Annotated in this window: 10 protein-coding genes; 8 read left to right on the forward strand and 2 right to left on the reverse strand. The window is 47.4% G+C overall.

Annotated elements, in window-relative coordinates; genetic code table 11:
• The first annotated feature begins 1 nt into the window (after position 1).
• The 3 genes from ilvN (at position 2) to ilvA (ending at position 3,116) form a co-directional block, all read left to right on the forward strand.
• Positions 2-592 (forward strand): acetolactate synthase small subunit, encoded by a 591-nt coding sequence (gene ilvN / locus KJS94_RS07965; RefSeq protein ID WP_214447746.1) that lies wholly within the window; start codon positions 2-4, stop codon positions 590-592.
• Positions 593-699: 107 nt separating this feature from the next.
• Positions 700-1,779: a ketol-acid reductoisomerase gene (gene ilvC, locus KJS94_RS07970; protein WP_214447745.1), complete on the forward strand. Its 1,080-nt coding sequence runs from the start codon at positions 700-702 to the stop codon at positions 1,777-1,779.
• A gap of 89 nt (positions 1,780-1,868) precedes the next feature.
• On the forward strand, positions 1,869-3,116 hold the full coding sequence (gene ilvA, locus KJS94_RS07975; protein WP_214447744.1) for a threonine ammonia-lyase: 1,248 nt from the start codon (positions 1,869-1,871) through the stop codon (positions 3,114-3,116).
• Between the two features lie 62 nt (positions 3,117-3,178).
• Here ilvA and KJS94_RS07980 read toward each other — a convergent pair whose 3' ends face one another.
• Complete coding sequence (locus KJS94_RS07980) at positions 3,179-4,465, reverse strand: PorT family protein (RefSeq protein WP_214447743.1); 1,287 nt, start codon at positions 4,463-4,465, stop codon at positions 3,179-3,181.
• Between the two features lie 247 nt (positions 4,466-4,712).
• On the opposite strand from KJS94_RS07980, the gene gltB reads away from it, so the two are divergent.
• From gltB to KJS94_RS08000, 4 genes are all read left to right on the forward strand, one after another.
• Complete coding sequence (gene gltB, locus KJS94_RS07985; protein WP_214447742.1) at positions 4,713-9,233, forward strand: glutamate synthase large subunit; 4,521 nt, start codon at positions 4,713-4,715, stop codon at positions 9,231-9,233.
• Between the two features lie 52 nt (positions 9,234-9,285).
• Positions 9,286-10,788: a glutamate synthase subunit beta gene (locus tag KJS94_RS07990; RefSeq protein ID WP_214447741.1), complete on the forward strand. Its 1,503-nt coding sequence runs from the start codon at positions 9,286-9,288 to the stop codon at positions 10,786-10,788.
• Positions 10,789-11,171: 383 nt separating this feature from the next.
• Complete coding sequence (locus KJS94_RS07995) at positions 11,172-12,557, forward strand: ammonium transporter (RefSeq protein ID WP_214447740.1); 1,386 nt, start codon at positions 11,172-11,174, stop codon at positions 12,555-12,557.
• A 112-nt stretch (positions 12,558-12,669) separates the two neighbouring features.
• Positions 12,670-13,791, forward strand: a complete 1,122-nt coding sequence (locus KJS94_RS08000; RefSeq protein WP_214447739.1) for an outer membrane beta-barrel protein — start codon at positions 12,670-12,672, stop codon at positions 13,789-13,791.
• A gap of 111 nt (positions 13,792-13,902) precedes the next feature.
• Here the strand turns inward: KJS94_RS08000 and KJS94_RS08005 are convergent, their stop codons facing one another.
• The gene (locus KJS94_RS08005) at positions 13,903-16,482 is read right to left on the reverse strand and encodes a phosphoenolpyruvate carboxylase (RefSeq protein WP_214447738.1); all 2,580 of its coding nucleotides are present in this window, start codon (positions 16,480-16,482) and stop codon (positions 13,903-13,905) included.
• 344 nt (positions 16,483-16,826) lie between these two features.
• Here KJS94_RS08005 and thrA point away from each other — a divergent pair, with 344 nt between their 5' ends.
• Positions 16,827-19,271 carry a bifunctional aspartate kinase/homoserine dehydrogenase I gene (gene thrA, locus KJS94_RS08010; protein WP_214447737.1) on the forward strand — a complete coding sequence of 815 codons (2,445 nt, stop codon included), beginning with the start codon at positions 16,827-16,829 and terminating at the stop codon, positions 19,269-19,271.
• The last annotated feature ends 9 nt before the right edge of the window (positions 19,272-19,280 follow it).

Below are 19,280 nucleotides of genomic sequence, written 5' to 3' on the forward strand. Positions count from 1 at the left end.
AATGTCAAAGCAGGAATATACCATAACAGTTTACACAGAGAACCAGATCGGTTTATTGAACCGCATCGCCATCATATTCTCCAGGCGGAAGATCAATATCGAAAGCCTTAACACTTCCCCCAGTGAAGCAGAAGGCATTCACCGCTTCACCATTGTCATTAATGAAACTGAGGATGTAGTTAAAAAGCTAACCCGCCAGATCGAAAAACAGGTCGATGTGCTGAAGGCCTATTACAATACAAGCGACGAGATCGTTTGGCAGGAATTGGCACTCTACAAGGTTTCTACTGATGAAATTGCAGAGAAGGTTAAGGTTGAACGCTTACTGCGTGAATATGGCGCAAGGGCAGTAGTTATCCGCAAAGATTATACTGTTTTTGAAACAACCGGCCATCGGGAGGAAACGGACAGGCTGGTGAAGGTGCTGGAACCCTATGGGCTGATCGAGTTCGTGAGAAGCGCAAGGGTAGCGATCATTAAAGCCAGCAAAGGCTTCCATGAAAAGCTCAAGGAGTTCGAACAGAGGGAGCCGGGTGAAGAGCTGGTGGAAAATGAATACCTCGACAGGCAGGAAGAAGTTTTCACAATGTAAATGAACAAGCAAGCAACAAATAATAATTCCCTTAAAACAACCAACCTGTTCCAAATCCAAAATGGAACGGCAAAAGCAAACGAAAACAAAAACTACAAATTACAGTTATGGCAAAATTGAATTTCGGCGGCACAGTTGAAAACGTTGTAACCCGCGAAGAATTTCCCCTGGAAAAAGCCCAGGAAGTGCTGAAAGATGAAGTAGTGGCAGTTATTGGCTATGGCGTACAAGGTCCCGGCCAGGCACTGAACCAAAAAGAGAACGGCATTAACGTGATCGTTGGCCAAAGAAAGAATTCCAAGAGTTGGGACAAAGCGGTTGCCGATGGATTCGTTCCCGGTGAAACCCTTTTTGAAATAGAAGAAGCCCTGCAACGCGGTACCATTATTTGCTACCTGTTGAGTGATGCAGCTCAGATCGCCATGTGGCCAACCGTTAAGAAATACCTGACCCCCGGAAAGGCCCTCTATTTCTCCCATGGATTTGGCATCACCTATAACCACCAGACAGGAATTGTACCTCCAGCCGATGTGGATGTTTTCCTGGTTGCACCAAAAGGATCAGGCACCTCCCTTCGCAGGATGTTCCTGCAGGGTCGTGGACTGAACAGCAGCTACGCAATTTTCCAGGATGCAACAGGACGTGCTTATGATAGGGTGGTTGCACTGGGTATCGCTATCGGTAGCGGTTACCTGTTTGAAACCGACTTCAAAAAAGAAGTGTACTCAGACCTCACCGGCGAACGTGGAACCCTGATGGGAGCCATCCAGGGTATCTTCGCCGCCCAATACCAGGTGCTGCGCGAAAGAGGCCACTCCCCTTCTGAGGCCTTTAATGAAACCGTTGAAGAACTCACCCAATCCCTGATGCCGCTGGTAGCAGAAAATGGAATGGATTGGATGTATGCCAACTGTTCAACAACGGCCCAGCGTGGCGCCCTCGACTGGTGGAAGAAGTTCCGTGACGCCACCCTTCCTGTGTTCAATGACCTTTATGAGAGCGTTGCCACTGGAAAGGAATCACAGCGTTCCATTGACAGCAACAGTCAGCCAGACTATCGCGCTAAACTGGAAGAAGAACTGAAAGAACTCCGCGAAAGTGAAATGTGGCAGGCAGGACAAACAGTTAGGAGCCTTCGTCCGGAGAACCAGAAAGCAAAAGCCCCCCAGGCTGAAGCTGTAAACTGATAACACGAGACGCAAGGCACAAAACCTTGCGTCTTTTTCTTATTCAAGTCCTTCATGGGCTAATACATTAACGGGAGAGCATAACCAATATGGCAACCAGATCATTACCACTGGATTTTCACAAGGCAGCATTGAGACTGAAGAAGGTAGTGAACCATACACCACTTACCTATAACCATAATTTATCCCGGAAATACAACTGCCATGTATACCTGAAAAGGGAAGACCTGCAGGTAGTACGGAGTTATAAGATCAGGGGCGCCTACAATATGATGAGCAGCCTGCCCGCAGAACAATTGGGCAAAGGTGTGGTATGTGCCAGTGCAGGTAACCATGCCCAGGGATTTGCATTCAGTTGCCGTAAACTCAAGGTAAAGGGGACGGTATTCATGCCCATCATTACCCCCAACCAGAAGGTCAACCAGACCAAAATGTTTGGGGAAAACTGGATCGATATCCAATTGATCGGCGATACTTTTGACGATTGCGCCACTGCTGCAAAAAAATTTACGGAAGAGAAGGGCCTGACCTTTATCCCACCATTTGATGACCTCAGGATCATTGAGGGACAGGGAACAGTAGCATCAGAAATACTTGAAGAACTATCAGAGATAGATTATCTCTTTGTTCCCGTAGGTGGGGGTGGTCTCAGTGCCGGTGTCGGTAGTTACTTCAAAACCTATTCCCCCCGTACAAAGATCATTGGGCTGGAACCTGAAGGAGCCCCTTCCATGAAAGCAGCCCTGGAAGCTGGTCACCCAGTAACCATTGAAACCATTGAAAGGTTTGTAGACGGTGCCGCAGTAAAACGCGTAGGCGACATTAGTTTTGAAATATGTAAGGAAGTACTGGATGACATGCACCTGGTACCAGAAGGAAAAGTCTGTTCAACCATTTTGAAACTATACAATGAGGATGCCATTGTAGTGGAACCAGCCGGTGCCTTATCCATCGCAGCACTAGATGATTATGCCGATCTAATTAAAGGCAAAACGATCGTATGCATTGTAAGCGGCAGTAACAATGATATCGACAGGATGCAGGAGATCAAGGAAAGGTCTTTACAATATGAGGGACTCAAGCATTACTTCCTGGTTCGATTTGCCCAGCGACCAGGTGCATTAAAGGAATTCGTTAACCATGTACTAGGGCCTAATGACGACATTACCCGGTTCGAATACATGCAAAAGCACAATAAGGAAACCGGCCCTGCACTGGTTGGGGTTGAATTAAAAAGCAGGGAAGATTACGAGACCTTGTTGCAGAACATGAAAAGATACAACATCAACTATACCGAACTCAACAAGAACGATACTCTATTTGGATACCTTGTGTAGATATGATATCAAAAAATAAAGGGCTGTTAATGCAGCCCTTTATTTTTTCAGTATTCTTCTCTTCACTTTAGCCGGAAGCCCACCAGGAAATTATGAGTAATGAAATTGGTCTTATAGCCATTCAGGATATTGGTACTCGGCTCAAACCGGTATTCTACCAGCAACCTGTTCAAGGTAAACCCTGTTGAACCCAGGAATGACAATTGGGTTTTGTTCAGGGTATTGGGTGGAAATGCGTCTGTTGTATTGGTCGTTTTTTCTCCCTGGTAATAAGCATTACGGGTCAGGCTACTGTTATCCCCGATAACCAGGTTGACGCCAACCCCTATTCCCAGGAAGGGTCTCAGCAGGGTGGTTTCCTTTCCAAATGAATACCTGGCCATCAAATGGTTTTTCAGGTAGTTAAGGTCAATCTTAAGGATCCTCTCCTTGTAATAATCGTCGGCAATAACATCAAACTTTGTGGTGTTGTCCCCTTTTACTTTGTAATAGAGTACATCCAACAGGAAAGCGACCTTCTGGTGCATCCTAGGTGCAACGAAAGCGATCCTTCCCCCAAATGTTAGCGATGAGCCACCCATTGATGCTTCCGTCACCAATGGATTGTCCACAAAGAACTCCTCCTTCTCAAATTTATAGGAGGTAAAGCCTGCACCAGCTATGATGGAGAATTCAAATTTCCCTTTCTCCTTTTTCCTGATACTGGTTTGGTCAACGGTCCCGCCGCATTCTTTTAAGTATTTCTCCACCAGGGAAACCATTGACCTGGAATCATAGGAAGTCCTGTTGATCGATCCGGAGACGCCCGGACAGTCACTCATAATACCCCTTAACTGGTCATAATACTGCTTATCCTCCAGTTCCCTGACCTCACCGGCAGTATTCATCCTGAACCTCCTGCTCACCAGTGTCTGGTATTCACCCTGGTCCTTTTGCAGGATAAACTGTGGAAAACCGGTTGCCTCACTCACATAAAGGCTAAGTTTCGGATGCTTCACTAATTCCAGCAGGAAGACCCTTGCTTCCTTCATTCGCATGACAGAAGTATCGCCTCGCTCGATCTCGATGTCCCTCGGAGTGGCATCCAAAAGAACAGAAGCAGCAACATAGGTATCGCCATTCTCAATGCTTACCCATTTGATATCCCCGGCAGATACCTCCTCGACTGAACCGGATTGGGGATTACGCAACTGAATGGTAGTGGGTCCATACAACCAGCCCTTATCCTTCACTTCAACATTTAGGGTATCAGGGGAGTTTCTGAGGACCCGGGCCTTCTTCCAGTCCTGGGAGAAAGCACTCAAGGTTGTCATCATTAGGAAAGGCCAAAACAGGACAGTTTTTCTCATAAGGTTTACTAGTAAGTTAGTTAGGTTAAAAAACCGCAATGATAATACGCAGCCAACAAAAACGCAAACCCGAAACCAAAGATTTTGCCCTATAATGGAGCCATTAAAAAAATCAATTCTTTTTTGAATAACCTGACGCAATTCGAATATTTTGTTGTATATTCAAAGCCTGCTTGCTATGTAAATAGAATTCCGTTCAAGGAAACGATATATTTTTTAAAAAATTTCTAACCAAGACTATTCAACGATGGCAAGCAATCAAGGTTTATACCACCCCTCATTTGAGCGTGATGCATGCGGGATCGGTTTCGTAGCCAACATCAAGAGCAACAAATCCCATCAGATCGTTTCTGACGCACTAACCGTGCTGGAAAACATGGAACACCGTGGCGCCTGCGGCTGTGAGCACAATACCGGTGACGGGGCAGGCATCCTTATTCAAACCCCACACGAATTCTTTTTCGACGAATGCGTAAAGTTGGGTATCCACCTGCCTTCTTATGGCAAGTATGGCGTGGGCGTGGTTTTCTTTCCCCGCGATATCAGGCTCAGGGAAGAATGCCGAGATATTTTCAACCGTGCAGCGGAGAAACTGGGGCTTGAAGTGTTGGGCTACCGGAAAGTACCGGTAAATCCGGACGGTATTGGCCCAACAGCATTGAGCGTTGAACCGGAAATGGAACATGTTTTCATTGCCTGCCCCGACCACTTGAATAACCCGGAAGATTTTGAAAGGAAGTTATTCATCCTTCGCAATTATGCCAGCCATACCATCAACAACACAGTCAAGAAGGATGCTATCGGATTTTACATAGCTTCCCTCTCCTATAAGACCGTTGTATATAAAGGCCAGTTAACCAGTATGCAAGTAAGGGGATACTTCCCGGACCTGAACGACAAGCGACTGGTAAGCGCGTTTGGCCTTGTCCATAGCCGCTTTGCCACCAACACCTTCCCCTCCTGGAAACTGGCGCAGCCATTCAGGTATATCGCCCACAATGGCGAGATCAATACCCTGCAGGGTAACCTCAACTGGCTTCGCACCAGCGAAAAAGGATTTACCTCCCCCTATTTTACGAAGGAAGAAATGGACATGTTATTGCCGATCGTTACAGAAGGACAATCAGACAGTGCATGCCTGGACAATGTGATCGAATTACTGACCCTGAGCGGTAGGTCATTGCCACATGTTATGATGATGCTCATCCCTGAGGCCTGGGATGGCAACGAACAAATGGACCCGGTCAAGAAAGCATTTTATGAGTTCCATGCAGCCATCATGGAACCATGGGATGGACCTGCTTCCATTTCGTTTACAGATGGCCGTATCATTGGCGCCACCCTCGACAGGAATGGTCTTCGTCCTTCACGCTATTGCGTGACGACAGATGACAGGGTGATCATGGCCTCAGAAACAGGCGTACTACCAGTTGATCCTGCTATCGTAAAGGAAAAGGGAAGATTGCAGCCCGGCAAAATGTTCGTGGTAGACCTTGAACAGGGCCGCATCATCAGTGATGAGGAATTGAAACAATCCATCTGCACCCAAAAGCCTTATGCAGAATGGCTGAACAAATATAAGATCAGGCTGGAAGAACTTCCGGAGCCAAGGGTAACCTTTACCCACCTGGAACACGAGCAGGTATTCAAATACCAGAAAGCATTCGGGTATTCAACAGAAGACCTTGATACCATTATTGCGCCGATGGCAACTGAAGGCAAGGAGCCGATAGGTTCCATGGGAACCGATACGCCACTGGCTGTTTTAAGTGAACAACCGCAACACCTGAGCAACTACTTCAAACAATTGTTCGCCCAGGTAACCAATCCCCCGATCGACCCCATCAGGGAAAGATTGGTGATGTCACTGGCAACCTTCGTGGGTAATAACGGGAACCTACTGATTGAAGACCCGCTGGCCTGCCATAGCGTAGCCCTTAAACAACCGATCCTCAACAACCACCAACTGGAACAGATCAGGAGTATTGACACAGGGATATTCCAGGCCAAAACCCTTCAGTGTTATTTCAGGGCCGACGGCAAGCCTGGCTCCTTGCAAAAAGCATTAGACAGGCTTTGCAGGTATGCAGTAGATGCCGTGGAAGACGGATTCGAGGTATTGATCCTGTCAGACAGGGCCATCGATTCTGACCACGCCCCTATCCCCTCCCTGCTTTCAACAGCAGCAGTGCATCACCACCTGATCAGGAAAGGTTACCGTGGCCAGGTTGGCCTGGTAGTGGAAGCTGGCGACGTTTGGGAAGTGCATCACTTCGCCTGCCTGATCGGGTTTGGCGCCACTGCCATCAACCCCTATCTGGCTTTGTCCACTATCCGGGATATGAAACTGAGTGGAAAAATGGAAACTGACCTTGATCCGGAGGTACTCAAGAAAAACTATGTGAAGGCTGTGAACGAAGGCCTGCTGAAGGTCTTCTCTAAAATGGGAATCTCTACGCTTCAGTCCTACCAGGGCGCCCAGATCTTCGAGATCATCGGCATCAACAGGGCTGTTGTAGACAAATACTTCACCGGCGCAACCTCCCGCATTGAGGGAATGGGTCTGGATGAAATCGCAAAAGAGGCATTGGCCAAGCATTTCCGCGCTTTCAGCAGGAAGGACATCCCGGTTGAAAGGCTACCCGTGGGAGGCATCTACCAATGGAAACGCAAAGGCGAATTCCATCTTTTCAATCCCCAGACCATTCACCTGTTGCAGTATGCAACCCGAATGAATGATTATGGCACTTTCAAAAAATATTCTAAGCTCGTAAACGACCAGAGCGAAAAAGCTGCCACCCTGCGGGGATTGCTTCAATTCAGGCACAACAGGCCTTCCATTTCCATTGATGAAGTAGAACCGGCCAGCAGCATCATGAAGCGCTTTGCCACAGGTGCCATGAGTTTCGGATCCATCTCACATGAAGCCCACTCTACCCTGGCAATCGCCATGAACCGCATTGGCGCGAAGAGCAATACAGGTGAAGGCGGTGAAGACGAGATCCGTTACGAACCACTACCCAACGGCGACTCCATGCAGTCTGCCATCAAGCAGGTAGCTTCTGCAAGGTTTGGCGTAACCAGTTATTACCTCACCATGGCAAATGAACTGCAGATCAAGATGGCCCAGGGTGCGAAGCCTGGTGAAGGCGGTCAGTTACCCGGGCATAAAGTGGACGAATGGATCGGTAAAGTAAGGCACTCTACACCTGGTGTAGGACTCATCTCCCCTCCTCCCCACCACGATATCTATTCGATCGAAGACCTGGCACAGCTGATCTTTGACCTGAAAAATTCCAATAGGGCAGCCCGTATCAGCGTAAAGCTGGTAAGCAAGGCCGGGGTAGGTACTATCGCAGCCGGCGTAGCAAAGGCAAAAGCAGATGTCATCCTCATCTCAGGTTTTGACGGGGGAACAGGTGCTTCACCAATAAGCTCCATCAAGCATGCAGGCCTGCCATGGGAACTAGGACTTGCAGAGACCCATCAAACCCTGGTGAAAAATAAACTGAGAAGCAGGGTGGTGGTACAGGCAGACGGCCAAATGAAGACCGGCAGGGATATAGCCATCGCCGCATTACTGGGTGCAGAAGAATGGGGTGTAGCTACTGCCGCACTTGTTGTGGAAGGTTGTATCATGATGCGTAAATGTCACCTGAACACCTGCCCCGTAGGTGTTGCCACACAGGATCCGGAATTGCGCAAACGCTTTACCGGCAATGCCGACCACGTGGTCAACTTCTTCCATTTCATTACGGAAGAACTCCGTGAAATCATGGCAGAACTGGGCTTCCGCACGGTGAACGAAATGATCGGCCAGGTTGAATGCCTCGAAGTAAAGCCGGATATCCAGCATTGGAAATACAAGAACCTCGACCTTTCCCCCATCCTTTACAAGGAACCAGAGTCATTGTACACCGGTCTGTACAAGCAGGAAGAACAAGATCATGGATTGGTTGGGGTACTCGACTGGCAACTGTTCAAAGCCGCTGAACCTGCGCTGGAAAAGCAGGAGAAAGTTTTCGCTTCCTTCCCGGTCAAGAATACCGATCGCACGATCGGCACCATTCTATCCAATGAGATATCGAAGCGGTACAAATCTGCCGGACTACCTGATGACACTATTCATTTCAAGTTTACAGGAACCGCCGGACAAAGTTTTGGCGCATTCAATACCAGGGGCGTTACCCTTGAATTGGAAGGGGATGCCAATGACTATTTCGGAAAAGGATTAAGTGGCGCGAGGCTGATCGTATACCCTTCTACAAAAGCAGGTTTTGTTCCTGAAGAAAACATCATTATCGGCAACGTGGCATTCTATGGCGCAACCTCAGGCACAGCCTATATCAGGGGCAAAGCCGGGGAACGCTTCGCAGTACGGAACTCTGGGGCAACAGCAGTAGTGGAAGGCGTTGGCGATCATGGTTGCGAATACATGACCGGTGGCCGCGTAGTGATCCTTGGGGATACAGGCAGGAACTTTGCAGCAGGCATGAGTGGCGGAATCGCATTTGTGTATGATGTCAAGAACCAATTCGCCGGCAACTGTAACCTCGAAATGGTGGACCTTGACCCGGTGAACCAGGAAGATGCGGCAGAACTCAGGGAAATGCTGGAACAGCATTATGCCTATACAGGTAGTACTGTCGCGGCTTTTATCCTGAAAGATTTCGATAACCAGTTGGCACACTTCATCAAGGTCTTCCCAAGGGACTACAAGAAAGTACTACTGGAAAAGAAAAACAAACTGCAGGTAAGCCAGGGATAGTGACCAGGCTTTTACGAAACAACATCAACAACCACTTCAAATTTTTAGCAATATGGGTAAGCCAACAGGATTCATGGAATTCACCCGTTCATTACCCGGGAAGCGCCCCGTTGAAGAGCGCATCAAGGACTACAATGAGTTTGTTAATCGCTACAGCGATCAGCAACTAAACCAGCAAGCGTCACGCTGTATGAACTGCGGCGTACCATTCTGCCATAATGGATGCCCCCTCGGCAACGTGATCCCGGAATTCAACGATGCCGTTTACAGGAAAAATTGGGAAGAAGCCTACAGCATTTTGAGCTCAACCAATAATTTCCCGGAGTTCACCGGCAGGATATGCCCGGCACCCTGTGAAACAGCCTGTGTGCTTGGCATCAACCAACCGGCCATCACCATTGAAGAAATAGAAAAGCATATCATAGAGATCGCGTTTGAAAAAGGACTGGTGAAAGCCAGGAAACCCAACCTGCGCACAGGTAAGAAAGTTGCCGTGATAGGCTCCGGTCCTGCAGGTCTGGCTGCCGCGGCCCAGCTGAATTACGCCGGTCATTCTGTAACCGTTTATGAACGCGATGAGAAACCAGGTGGCTTATTGCGCTATGGGATCCCTGATTTCAAGCTGGAGAAATGGGTAGTGGAAAGGAGGGTCTCCCTGATGGAAGAAGAAGGTGTTGTTTTCAAATGCCATGCGAATGTAGGCGGTAATGTGAAGGTCAATGACCTGCTAAGGGAATACCAGGCCATAGTGCTGGCAGGAGGATCGACCGTACCAAGGACCCTGAATATCCCGGGTCATGACCTCAAAGGTGTTTATCCAGCCATGCAATTCCTGAAGCAACAAAACAAAAGGAATTACCAGTCAGATCCCCTTGCTTTTGGTGACATAGAAAGCAATATCCACCACGAAGCTATCCTTGCCAATGGCAAGCATGTGGTGGTGATAGGCGGTGGTGATACCGGCAGCGATTGCGTGGGCACCTCGAACCGCCAGGGAGCAGCCAGCATTACCCAATTGGAACTCTTACCCAAACCACCGGAAGGTAGAACGCCTTATATGCCCTGGCCGACCTACCCCATGACCCTTAAAACCTCCACCTCACATGAGGAAGGCTGCGGCCGTGAATGGGCAGTTGCCACCAAGGAATTCGTGGGGGATGCAAATGGCCAACTGAAGGCCTTGAGGATTGTCGAGCTCCAATGGACCAGCTCATCGGACGGCAGGCCTGCACAATTCGCGGAAGTGCCGGGTAGTGAAAGGGAAATTCCCTGTGAGCTCGCCTTGTTGGCAATGGGCTTCCTGCATCCCCAGAAAGAAGGACTTTTGGCCGAATTAGGGGTTGAGCTCGATGAAAGGGGAAATGTAAAAGCTACAGAAAAGCAGTACCAGACCAATATTCCAAAAGTGTTCACTGCCGGGGATATGCGGCGTGGACAAAGCCTTGTGGTTTGGGCCATTAGTGAAGGAAGGGAATGCGCCAGAAAGGTTGATGAATATCTCTTGGGGCAATCTGTGTTGGAAACCAAGGATGCCATGCTGAGTCTCGCCATCTGATATTAAAATAAATTATATATATATTTTAAAGCCGCATTTTGCGGCTTTTTTTTATTCGTCATTGAAAATTTTCAAAATATTATTAGTTATCACTTATTGATTTTTATACATATTAATTGAATCCTGAAATCCAACCTGGTTCCAATTGCTTGATGATAGCTAAAAAAATCACTATAACAATTTGGCAATTAACTATTTATAAGCTACCCTTTACCCTCCTGCCCGATTGACTCATCCGCAATAATGGAAACGCCAAATAAAAGTATTTATATTATATTTTTTTACATGTGAATATTTGAAATAAAATGCTTCAATTTTTTTAGTATTTTTATGGAATAATATTAAATATTTATTTTTTATAATATTAACTAAAAACAACTGATATGAGCAAACTGACAACCAAACAGGTTGCCCCCTTCCTGGTTCTGGCAGCTGTAGCAGTAGGAGCACTATTCATTCCTTCCCTCCCCAATTTTGATGATGGCGGTAAATACAGTGCAGCAGACATTGCATGGATCATTGTAGCCACCGCCCTTGTCTTCCTGATGACCCCGGGATTAGCCTTTTTCTATGGCGGAATGGTACACCGCAAGAACGTGATCTCTACAATGATCAAAAGTGTGGTAGCCGCAGGCGTTGTTAGCATTCTCTGGGTAACAGTGGGCTATAGTCTTTCCTTCGGTGAATCAATTGGTGGTTTCATAGGTAATCCCGCAACCCACCTTTTCTTTAAAGGAGTAAACTCCGGCGCCCCCTGGAGTCTCGCTCCCACTATCCCTTTATCGCTTTTCGCGTTATTCCAGCTGATGTTCGCCATTATCACCCCAGGACTGGTGGTTGGCGCAGTAGCGGAAAGGATCAAATTCACCTCCTATATCCTTTTCATCGCCCTGTTCAGCCTCCTGGTGTATGCCCCAATTGCACACTGGACCTGGCACCCGGAAGGATTCCTGTTTAAACTGGGAGCCCTTGACTTTGCAGGTGGAACTGTAGTGCATATTTCTGCTGGTTGCGCGGCACTGGCTGGCGCACTGGTCCTGAAGCGTCGCCAGGCACATATAGACCATAAGGAAGTTCCCCCTGCCAATATTCCCTATGTATTGATCGGAACAGGACTCTTGTGGTTTGGATGGTTTGGGTTCAACGCCGGTTCTGCACTAGGCGCTAACGCCCTGGCCGTATCCGCTTTCGCAACTACCAATACTGCGGCCGCTGCTGCGGGTTTGAGCTGGATGTTCTTTGATGTTGCGCGTGGAAAGAAGCCTTCCGTATTGGGATTCTGCATTGGCGCAGTGGTAGGTCTGGTGGCCATCACACCTGCTGCCGGCTTTGTAGCCATTCCCCAAAGCATTTTCATTGGCGTAATAGCCGCTATCATCTCCAATATTGCTGTTTACTACAAGCAAAAATCAACCCTTGATGATACTTTGGATGTATTCCCTTGCCATGGTATTGGTGGTATGGTGGGAATGTTACTGACCGGCATCTTCGCTACTAAATCTGTGAATGGAGCGGGCGCTGATGGTCTTTTCTATGGCAATCCAGCCTTCTTCTTCACCCAGTTGAAAGCTTTAGGTATCGTTGTAGTATACAGCTTTGCAGTTTCTTATGGCATCTTCAAATTCATCAACTTCCTGTTGCCGCTTCGCGTGAGCTCTGAAGAAGAAGAACTTGGCCTGGATGCTACCCAACATAACGAAAAATATCTCCAGGGAACATTGCTTGTTCATAACAACGGCCAGATCAAAGAAGAACTCGTTGACCTCTGACCGGTAACAATTTCCAACCAAAACTAAAATAGAAAAAGGTACAGCATAATGGTGGTCTTCTGACACAAGATCACCGCCGTACCCTTTCCCTTAACACTTAAAATGTTACGCAATGTTACAAAAAATTTTTGCAACCGGGATTGCACTAAGCTTATCGACTGCCCTCTTTTCGCAAACCCCTGAAACCACCAGTCCCGCCCCGGCAGAAGCCGCTGAGACCAGTTCTCCCGAACCCCAGGAAAAGAAACCTACATTTACTTTTAGCGGCTTCGCTGATATTTATTACCGATACGATTTCAGCAAGAATGCTTCCAATAACAGGAGTAGTTTTACCAACAGCCACAATTCATTTGAATTGGGAATGGCTTCCCTTAAACTTGAAAGCAGTTTCGGGAAAGTAGGCATGGTCGCCGACCTCGGATTTGGAAAAAGGGCTCAGGAATTTTCCTACAATGAATCGGGTATAGTTGCATCCATCAAGCAATTATACATTACCTACGCAGCTACCGATTGGCTGAAATTCACCGGAGGTAGTTGGGCTACCCATGTTGGTTATGAACTGGTAGACGCCCCGCTCAACCGTAACTATTCCATGTCCTATATGTTCTCCTATGGACCATTCTTCCATACCGGAGTAAAAGCCGATCTTACCTTCGGCAAGCATGGATTCATGATCGGTATCGCCAACCCAACCGATTACAAATCGGCCCCAACCGACAGTAAGAAATCCGTGATCGCACAGTACAGCTATGCGTTCAATGACAACTGGAAGGTATACCTGAACTATGTAGGTGGGACCCGTCCGGCTGATACTGCCAAGACAGATCAGTTCGATGCCGTAATCAGCGGCAAGTTCAGTGATAAATTCAGTGTGGGATTCAATGGAAGCATCTTCAGGGCCAGCATACCGGAAGTAGCAAGATCATTGAAGGATGATGCGCAGGATTGGTGGGCATCTGCAGTCTACCTGAACTTTGACCCTACCACCACCTTTGGCCTGACCCTTCGTTCCGAGTATTTCAATGACCAGAACCAATTGGCCCCCACCTCCTATGCTACACAGGGCGCATCTATCTGGGCCAATACCATCTCTGCCAACTTCAGGGTGGGCAACCTGACCATCATCCCTGAAATGAGATTTGAATCTGCTTCAAAAGATATTTATACAGGCAAGGATGGCGCGGAGAAAGCTGGCAATGCCAGTGCCTTGCTCGCTGCGGTCTATCGCTTCTGATCGCTGTTTCACATATGGCAAGCAATCGTTGAGAACCCCCTGTGTCTACAGGGGGTTTACTTTTAGGAACATTTTCAATCCTGGAATATCGGGCCCCTCAACAAATAACCCTTAAGCGCTGTTGCGGCCGGCATTGATGATCCCGAATGAGCAGCGCATTACCAACTTCTCGAAAGCGTCTTTGGATGCCTGATTCAACTGGTGAAACTTCTCCATCTCCCGCACTTTTCCAATGGCATATTGCTGGATGGTGGTCAGGGGTAGTACGATCCGCTCCCTCATTTGAACAGAAAGCTGCTCAACCGGGTAATTAGCCATCAATTCATTCTTACCGGAAAGCTTGAAGATATACTTCATGGTCAATTCATACTCGGAATAGATCTTATTCCATATATCCCCGAACTGGGGATCATCAGAAAGATAGGCGGTGAGCGGGAAAAAACACTTCTGCATGGCCATCTCACAATTCTCGATCAGGGTCCTGAAGAATAAGGATTCCTGGTACATGGCTTTCACTTCCTTCCATTGTCCACGTTGTTCTGCCAATTGCAATGCCGTGCCAACTCCATAATAGCCTGTTACATTCTGCTTCAGCTGGCTCCATGATCCGACGAAAGGTATCGCTCGCAGGTCCTTTAGTCGCAGCCTTGCATTATTCCCTCTTTTGGCAGGACGGGAACCAATATTGGTAGCAGCGTAAAACCGCAATGGACTGATCTGTGAAAGGTAATCCACAAAACCAGGATGCTCCTTCAGTGAGGCATAAGCCTGGAACCCGTCTTCTGCAAGTTGTTCCAGCAACTGCTGTTGAACTGGCCCCAAGGTCAATTGATCCCTGTTCCTCAATGCATTTGATAGCCCCGCATGGATAAGCTGTTCCATATTGAACTGGGCCGCATCAATGGTTCCGAAATTGGAACTGATGGTCTGGCCCTGGATGGTCAATTGGATCTCACGGTTAGAAACATCGCTTCCCATGGAAGCATAGAACTTTTGGGTCTTACCACCGCCCCTTGCAGGAGGACCACCACGCCCATCGAAGAACAAGACATCAATGCCAAATTCCTGTGACAAGGCAGTTAACTCCTGCTTTGCCTTAAGGATACTATAGTTGGCCATCAGGTAACCGCCATCTTTTGTTCCGTCTGAAAATCCCAGCATGATGGTTTGCCTTTCCCCCCTCCTCTTCAAATGATCATGGTAAGACGGGAAGGAATACAGTGTACGCATGATCACCCCGGCCTGCTTGAGGTCGTCGATTGTTTCGAACAAGGGTACTATATCAATGTACAAAGCTTCCTGCTTCCAGCCCCCAAGCATGAATAAAGCGTAGACTTCCATTACATTCACCGCACTATTACATTGGCTGATAATGTAACGGTAACAACCTTGTACCCCATTGTTCTTTTGGATGGCCGCAACTGCCTTAACTGATTCGATCGTATCCTTATGCAAGTCATTGGCAAAGGAGGAGGACTCAGGCAAGCTTTGGCAATTAGCCAATCGCATGAGTTTTTCTTGCTCATCAAGGTTAGCATAACCACTTCCCAGAACCGAAGTCTCCCGGGCAAGGTGATCGAAGAAATCAGTATGAACCGAACTATCCTGCCTGATGTCAATGGAAGCGTAATAAAGACCAAATGCCTTAATCTTATTGATGAGGTTATCCACCATTCCAGCGAACAGGCCATTATGCTTATAGATCAGTGTTGACCTGATCTCCGACAGCTGACTAATGATTTCCGCAGCGCTAAGGGAAGATTCCTGCACTTCACCAAAAACTTCTGCATACAATTGTTTCTCCAATGCCGCCAGCAACTGGTCAGTCTCTTTAAATGTAAGCCTTCGCTTTAACCTTCTTACATCAAGGTAATAACACTTGATAATACTGCTTCGCAGGGCTTCAGCAACCTTTAAAGTAATATCAGCGGTAACATAGGGATTTCCGTCCCTATCCCCTCCCGGCCAAAAACCAAGTTGCAACAAAGGATCTTCACCTGTCAGCATATGGTCGAGTTCATTGGCTAAAAAACTACTGATCCTTCCAACAGCTGGATAAAAAACATTATCCAGGTACCAGATCAGGCTCATCGCCTCATCATAGGGAGTAGGTTTTTGTTTCTTGAAGAATGGTGTTTTCCCCAGCTGCTGCAAATAGGTATTCACCAGGGTAGTCTGGTTTTCCTGCAATGCCTTCGACAGGTCGTGAATGATACCCAACACAGACCCTGGATAGAACTGTGTTGGATGCGCAGTAAGAACCAATCTTACACAAAAATCCTTCAATGCATCCTGGTTAACTACCACACCCGGCTGCTCCAATGCAGCTTTCAGTTGTTTTAACGTTCCTTGTCCAGACATATCATTAACCTTGCTGAAAGCAGCATCTTCAAGGGCATCAAAAAGCACGACCTGTCTTTCAACATACTGGACAAAACGGAACATCAGGTCTGTTTTCTCCTGCTCGGTTTTATAAGATGTATTCATGGCAAAGAATTCATCCACGATCTGCGCAGGACTTTTCCTCTTCTTGTATCCCTCTTCACAGACATTAAGGAATAAGGACAATAGTATCCCCGTTTTCTCAATCCTGTGAAAAGGTAATGAAGTGAACAGGCTATTGTAGAGCTGGAATTTCAGCGCTACCTCACTTTTGAATTGTTGCAAGGCTGCCGGATCGGTTGTTGGCATGTTCGTTGATTTTGCGGGATGTTACAGGCAGCAATCGGGAGCATGAATTTAATAAAACCTTCTCAGAATCAGGCAACAGGAGCGGCTTCAGGAAAAAAATAAAAAACTAACACTTGTTATATAAGCACTAATTTCTATTTTCAATCTCCAAGACAATCGTGGCAAGTAATTACACATATCATTTCTTCTCCCCTGTTGTTGCATCAGCAACCACTACAACTATTACTACCACTACAACAACCCGTTAAGGGTTGTACACATCCATATTATCATTTGGGCGCCAGCTTTATTCGTGATCAATCACCCTTTATTTCATTTAATCAACCAACACATTCTAGTTTCATATGCAGGTCTTAAAATTCGGCGGAACATCAGTAGGAAGTCCGGAAGCCATTAACCAGGTCATTAGTATCATTCAAAAACGAATAGACCAATCACCTATCATCACTGTTGTATCGGCATTTGGGGGCACCACTGATGCCTTATTGCAATGTGGTGCACTTGCGGCGAATGGCAATGAATTGTACAAGGAGCAGGTGCAGCAAATAACCGACAGGCACCTTAGAGCGGTAAAACAGCTGATCCCGGTACAATCGCAAAGTGGGATGCTAAGCGCTGTTAAAACACTTTGCAATGAAATAGAAGACCTCTGCAATGGCATCTTCCTGCTGGCGGAGATCACACCCAGGACCAAGGATAAACTCGTAAGCTATGGTGAACTGATCTCTTCCCAAATAGTAGCTGCTGCATTCCAATCCAGGGGAGTAGCCACTACCTGGTGGGATAGCAGGAAACTGATCTGTACCAATTCCAACTTCGGAAATGCCGCAGTGAATTTCCCTGAAACTGAAGCCCGTATCCAACTTGCCGCCGGATCCCTTGAGACAAGGCATGTGGTGATGCCTGGATTCATCGCATCCAATGAACAAGGCATCACGACTACCCTGGGCCGGGGAGGCTCTGACTATACAGCTGCTATTGTGGCTTCTGCCGTGAATGCAGGCCTGCTTGATATCTGGACCGATGTAAGTGGGATGATGACCGCAGACCCGAGATGGGTGTCCAATGCCAAGGTCATCCCCGCCATTTCCTACCAGGAAGCAATGGAGCTATCCCATTTCGGCGCCAAGGTGATCTATCCTCCCACTATCCAACCGGTCATGAATAAGGATATTCCCGTTTGGATCAAGAACACTTTTGCACCTGATGACCCGGGAACTGTAATTCAATCCGACACCAGCAGCAATAGCCACTATGTACGGGGCATTTCAAGTATCAATAACCTGGCCCTGCTAAGTTTGGAAGGAAGCGGTATGGTAGGTGTACCAGGCTTCTCCAGGCGTTTGTTTGAAGCATTATCTTCAAAGGAGATCAACGTTATACTGATCACCCAGGGTTCCTCAGAGCATTCCATTTGTGTTGGCATTGATGCACTTGCTGCAGAAAAAGCAAAGGCCGTAGTAGATGAGGTATTTGCCCCTGAGATCAACTTGCAGAAGGTAGAGCCCCTGATCGTTGAAAAAGACCTTTCCATTGTAGCACTGGTGGGCGAACAGATGAAAAGCCATCCGGGTGTCAGTGGCAGGATGTTTGGCGCATTAGGCAGGAACGGGGTGAATGTCCGTGCCATTGCACAAGGCTCCTCGGAAAGGAATATCTCTGCTGTTATTGCTACCCGGGATGTAAGGAAGGCGCTCAATGTATTGCATGAAGAATTCTTTGAAACAACCTTGAAGCAGATCAACCTGTTTGTGACCGGTGTGGGAAATGTTGGCAGCAGGCTCATGCACCAGCTTGAACAACAACAGCAATACCTGCAACAACACCTCAAGGTTCAATTGAAAGTAGCAGGACTTGCCAACAGCAGCAAATTCCTGATCAGGGAAGAAGGGATTGACCTGGTCAACTGGAAGGAGCAATTGATGACCGCCGAATCAGGTAACCTCCAGCATTTCATAGACCAGATCATTTCGCGTAACCTAAGGAATAGTGTATTCGTAGATGTGACCGCAAGTCATGATGTGGCACAGGTTTATCCGCAATTGCTGGAAAAAAGTATTGCCGTTGTAGCCTGCAATAAGATCGCATGCTCTTCTTCCTATTCCTATTACAGGGAGCTCAAGGATAAGGCAAGGGAATTCAATACCTCTTTCCTGTTCGAAACGAATGTTGGTGCCGGCCTTCCGGTAATTGGTACCCTGAATGATCTCTTAAGGAGTGGCGACAGGATCAACAGGATTGAAGCAGTATTAAGTGGCACCCTCAACTTTGTCTTCAACAATTATGACGGAAGCAGGCCTTTCTCTGATGTCGTAAAACAGGCACAGGAAGAAGGCTATACAGAACCTGATCCCCGGCTGGACCTTAGCGGTACCGATGTAATGCGTAAGATCATGATCCTTGCCAGGGAAGCTGGTGTTCAAATGGAAATGGAAGACATCACCAACAATAGCTTCCTGCCAGCCTCCTGTATGGAAGGTAGTGTGGCCGATTTCTATGAGGAAATGAAAAGAAAGGAAGACCACTTCAGGGCAATTTTCGATGAGGCCCAAAGCAAGGGATGTAAACTGAAATTTGTAGCCAGTTATAATGAAGGGAAAGCTTCTGTCGGTCTTCAGCATATAGAGCCCCAACATGACCTTTACCATTTGTACGGAAAGGACAATATCGTGCTTTTCTATACCGAACGCTATCCCGCGCAACCATTAGTGATCAAAGGCGCCGGAGCAGGAGCAGATGTAACGGCTTCTGGAGTATTTGCAGACATCCTCAGGGCCACCTTGAGATAAACCGTCCTA

It is taken from the genome of Flavihumibacter rivuli (genome assembly GCF_018595685.2).
In the GTDB taxonomy this organism is placed as follows: Bacteria; Bacteroidota; Bacteroidia; order Chitinophagales; family Chitinophagaceae; genus Flavihumibacter; species Flavihumibacter rivuli.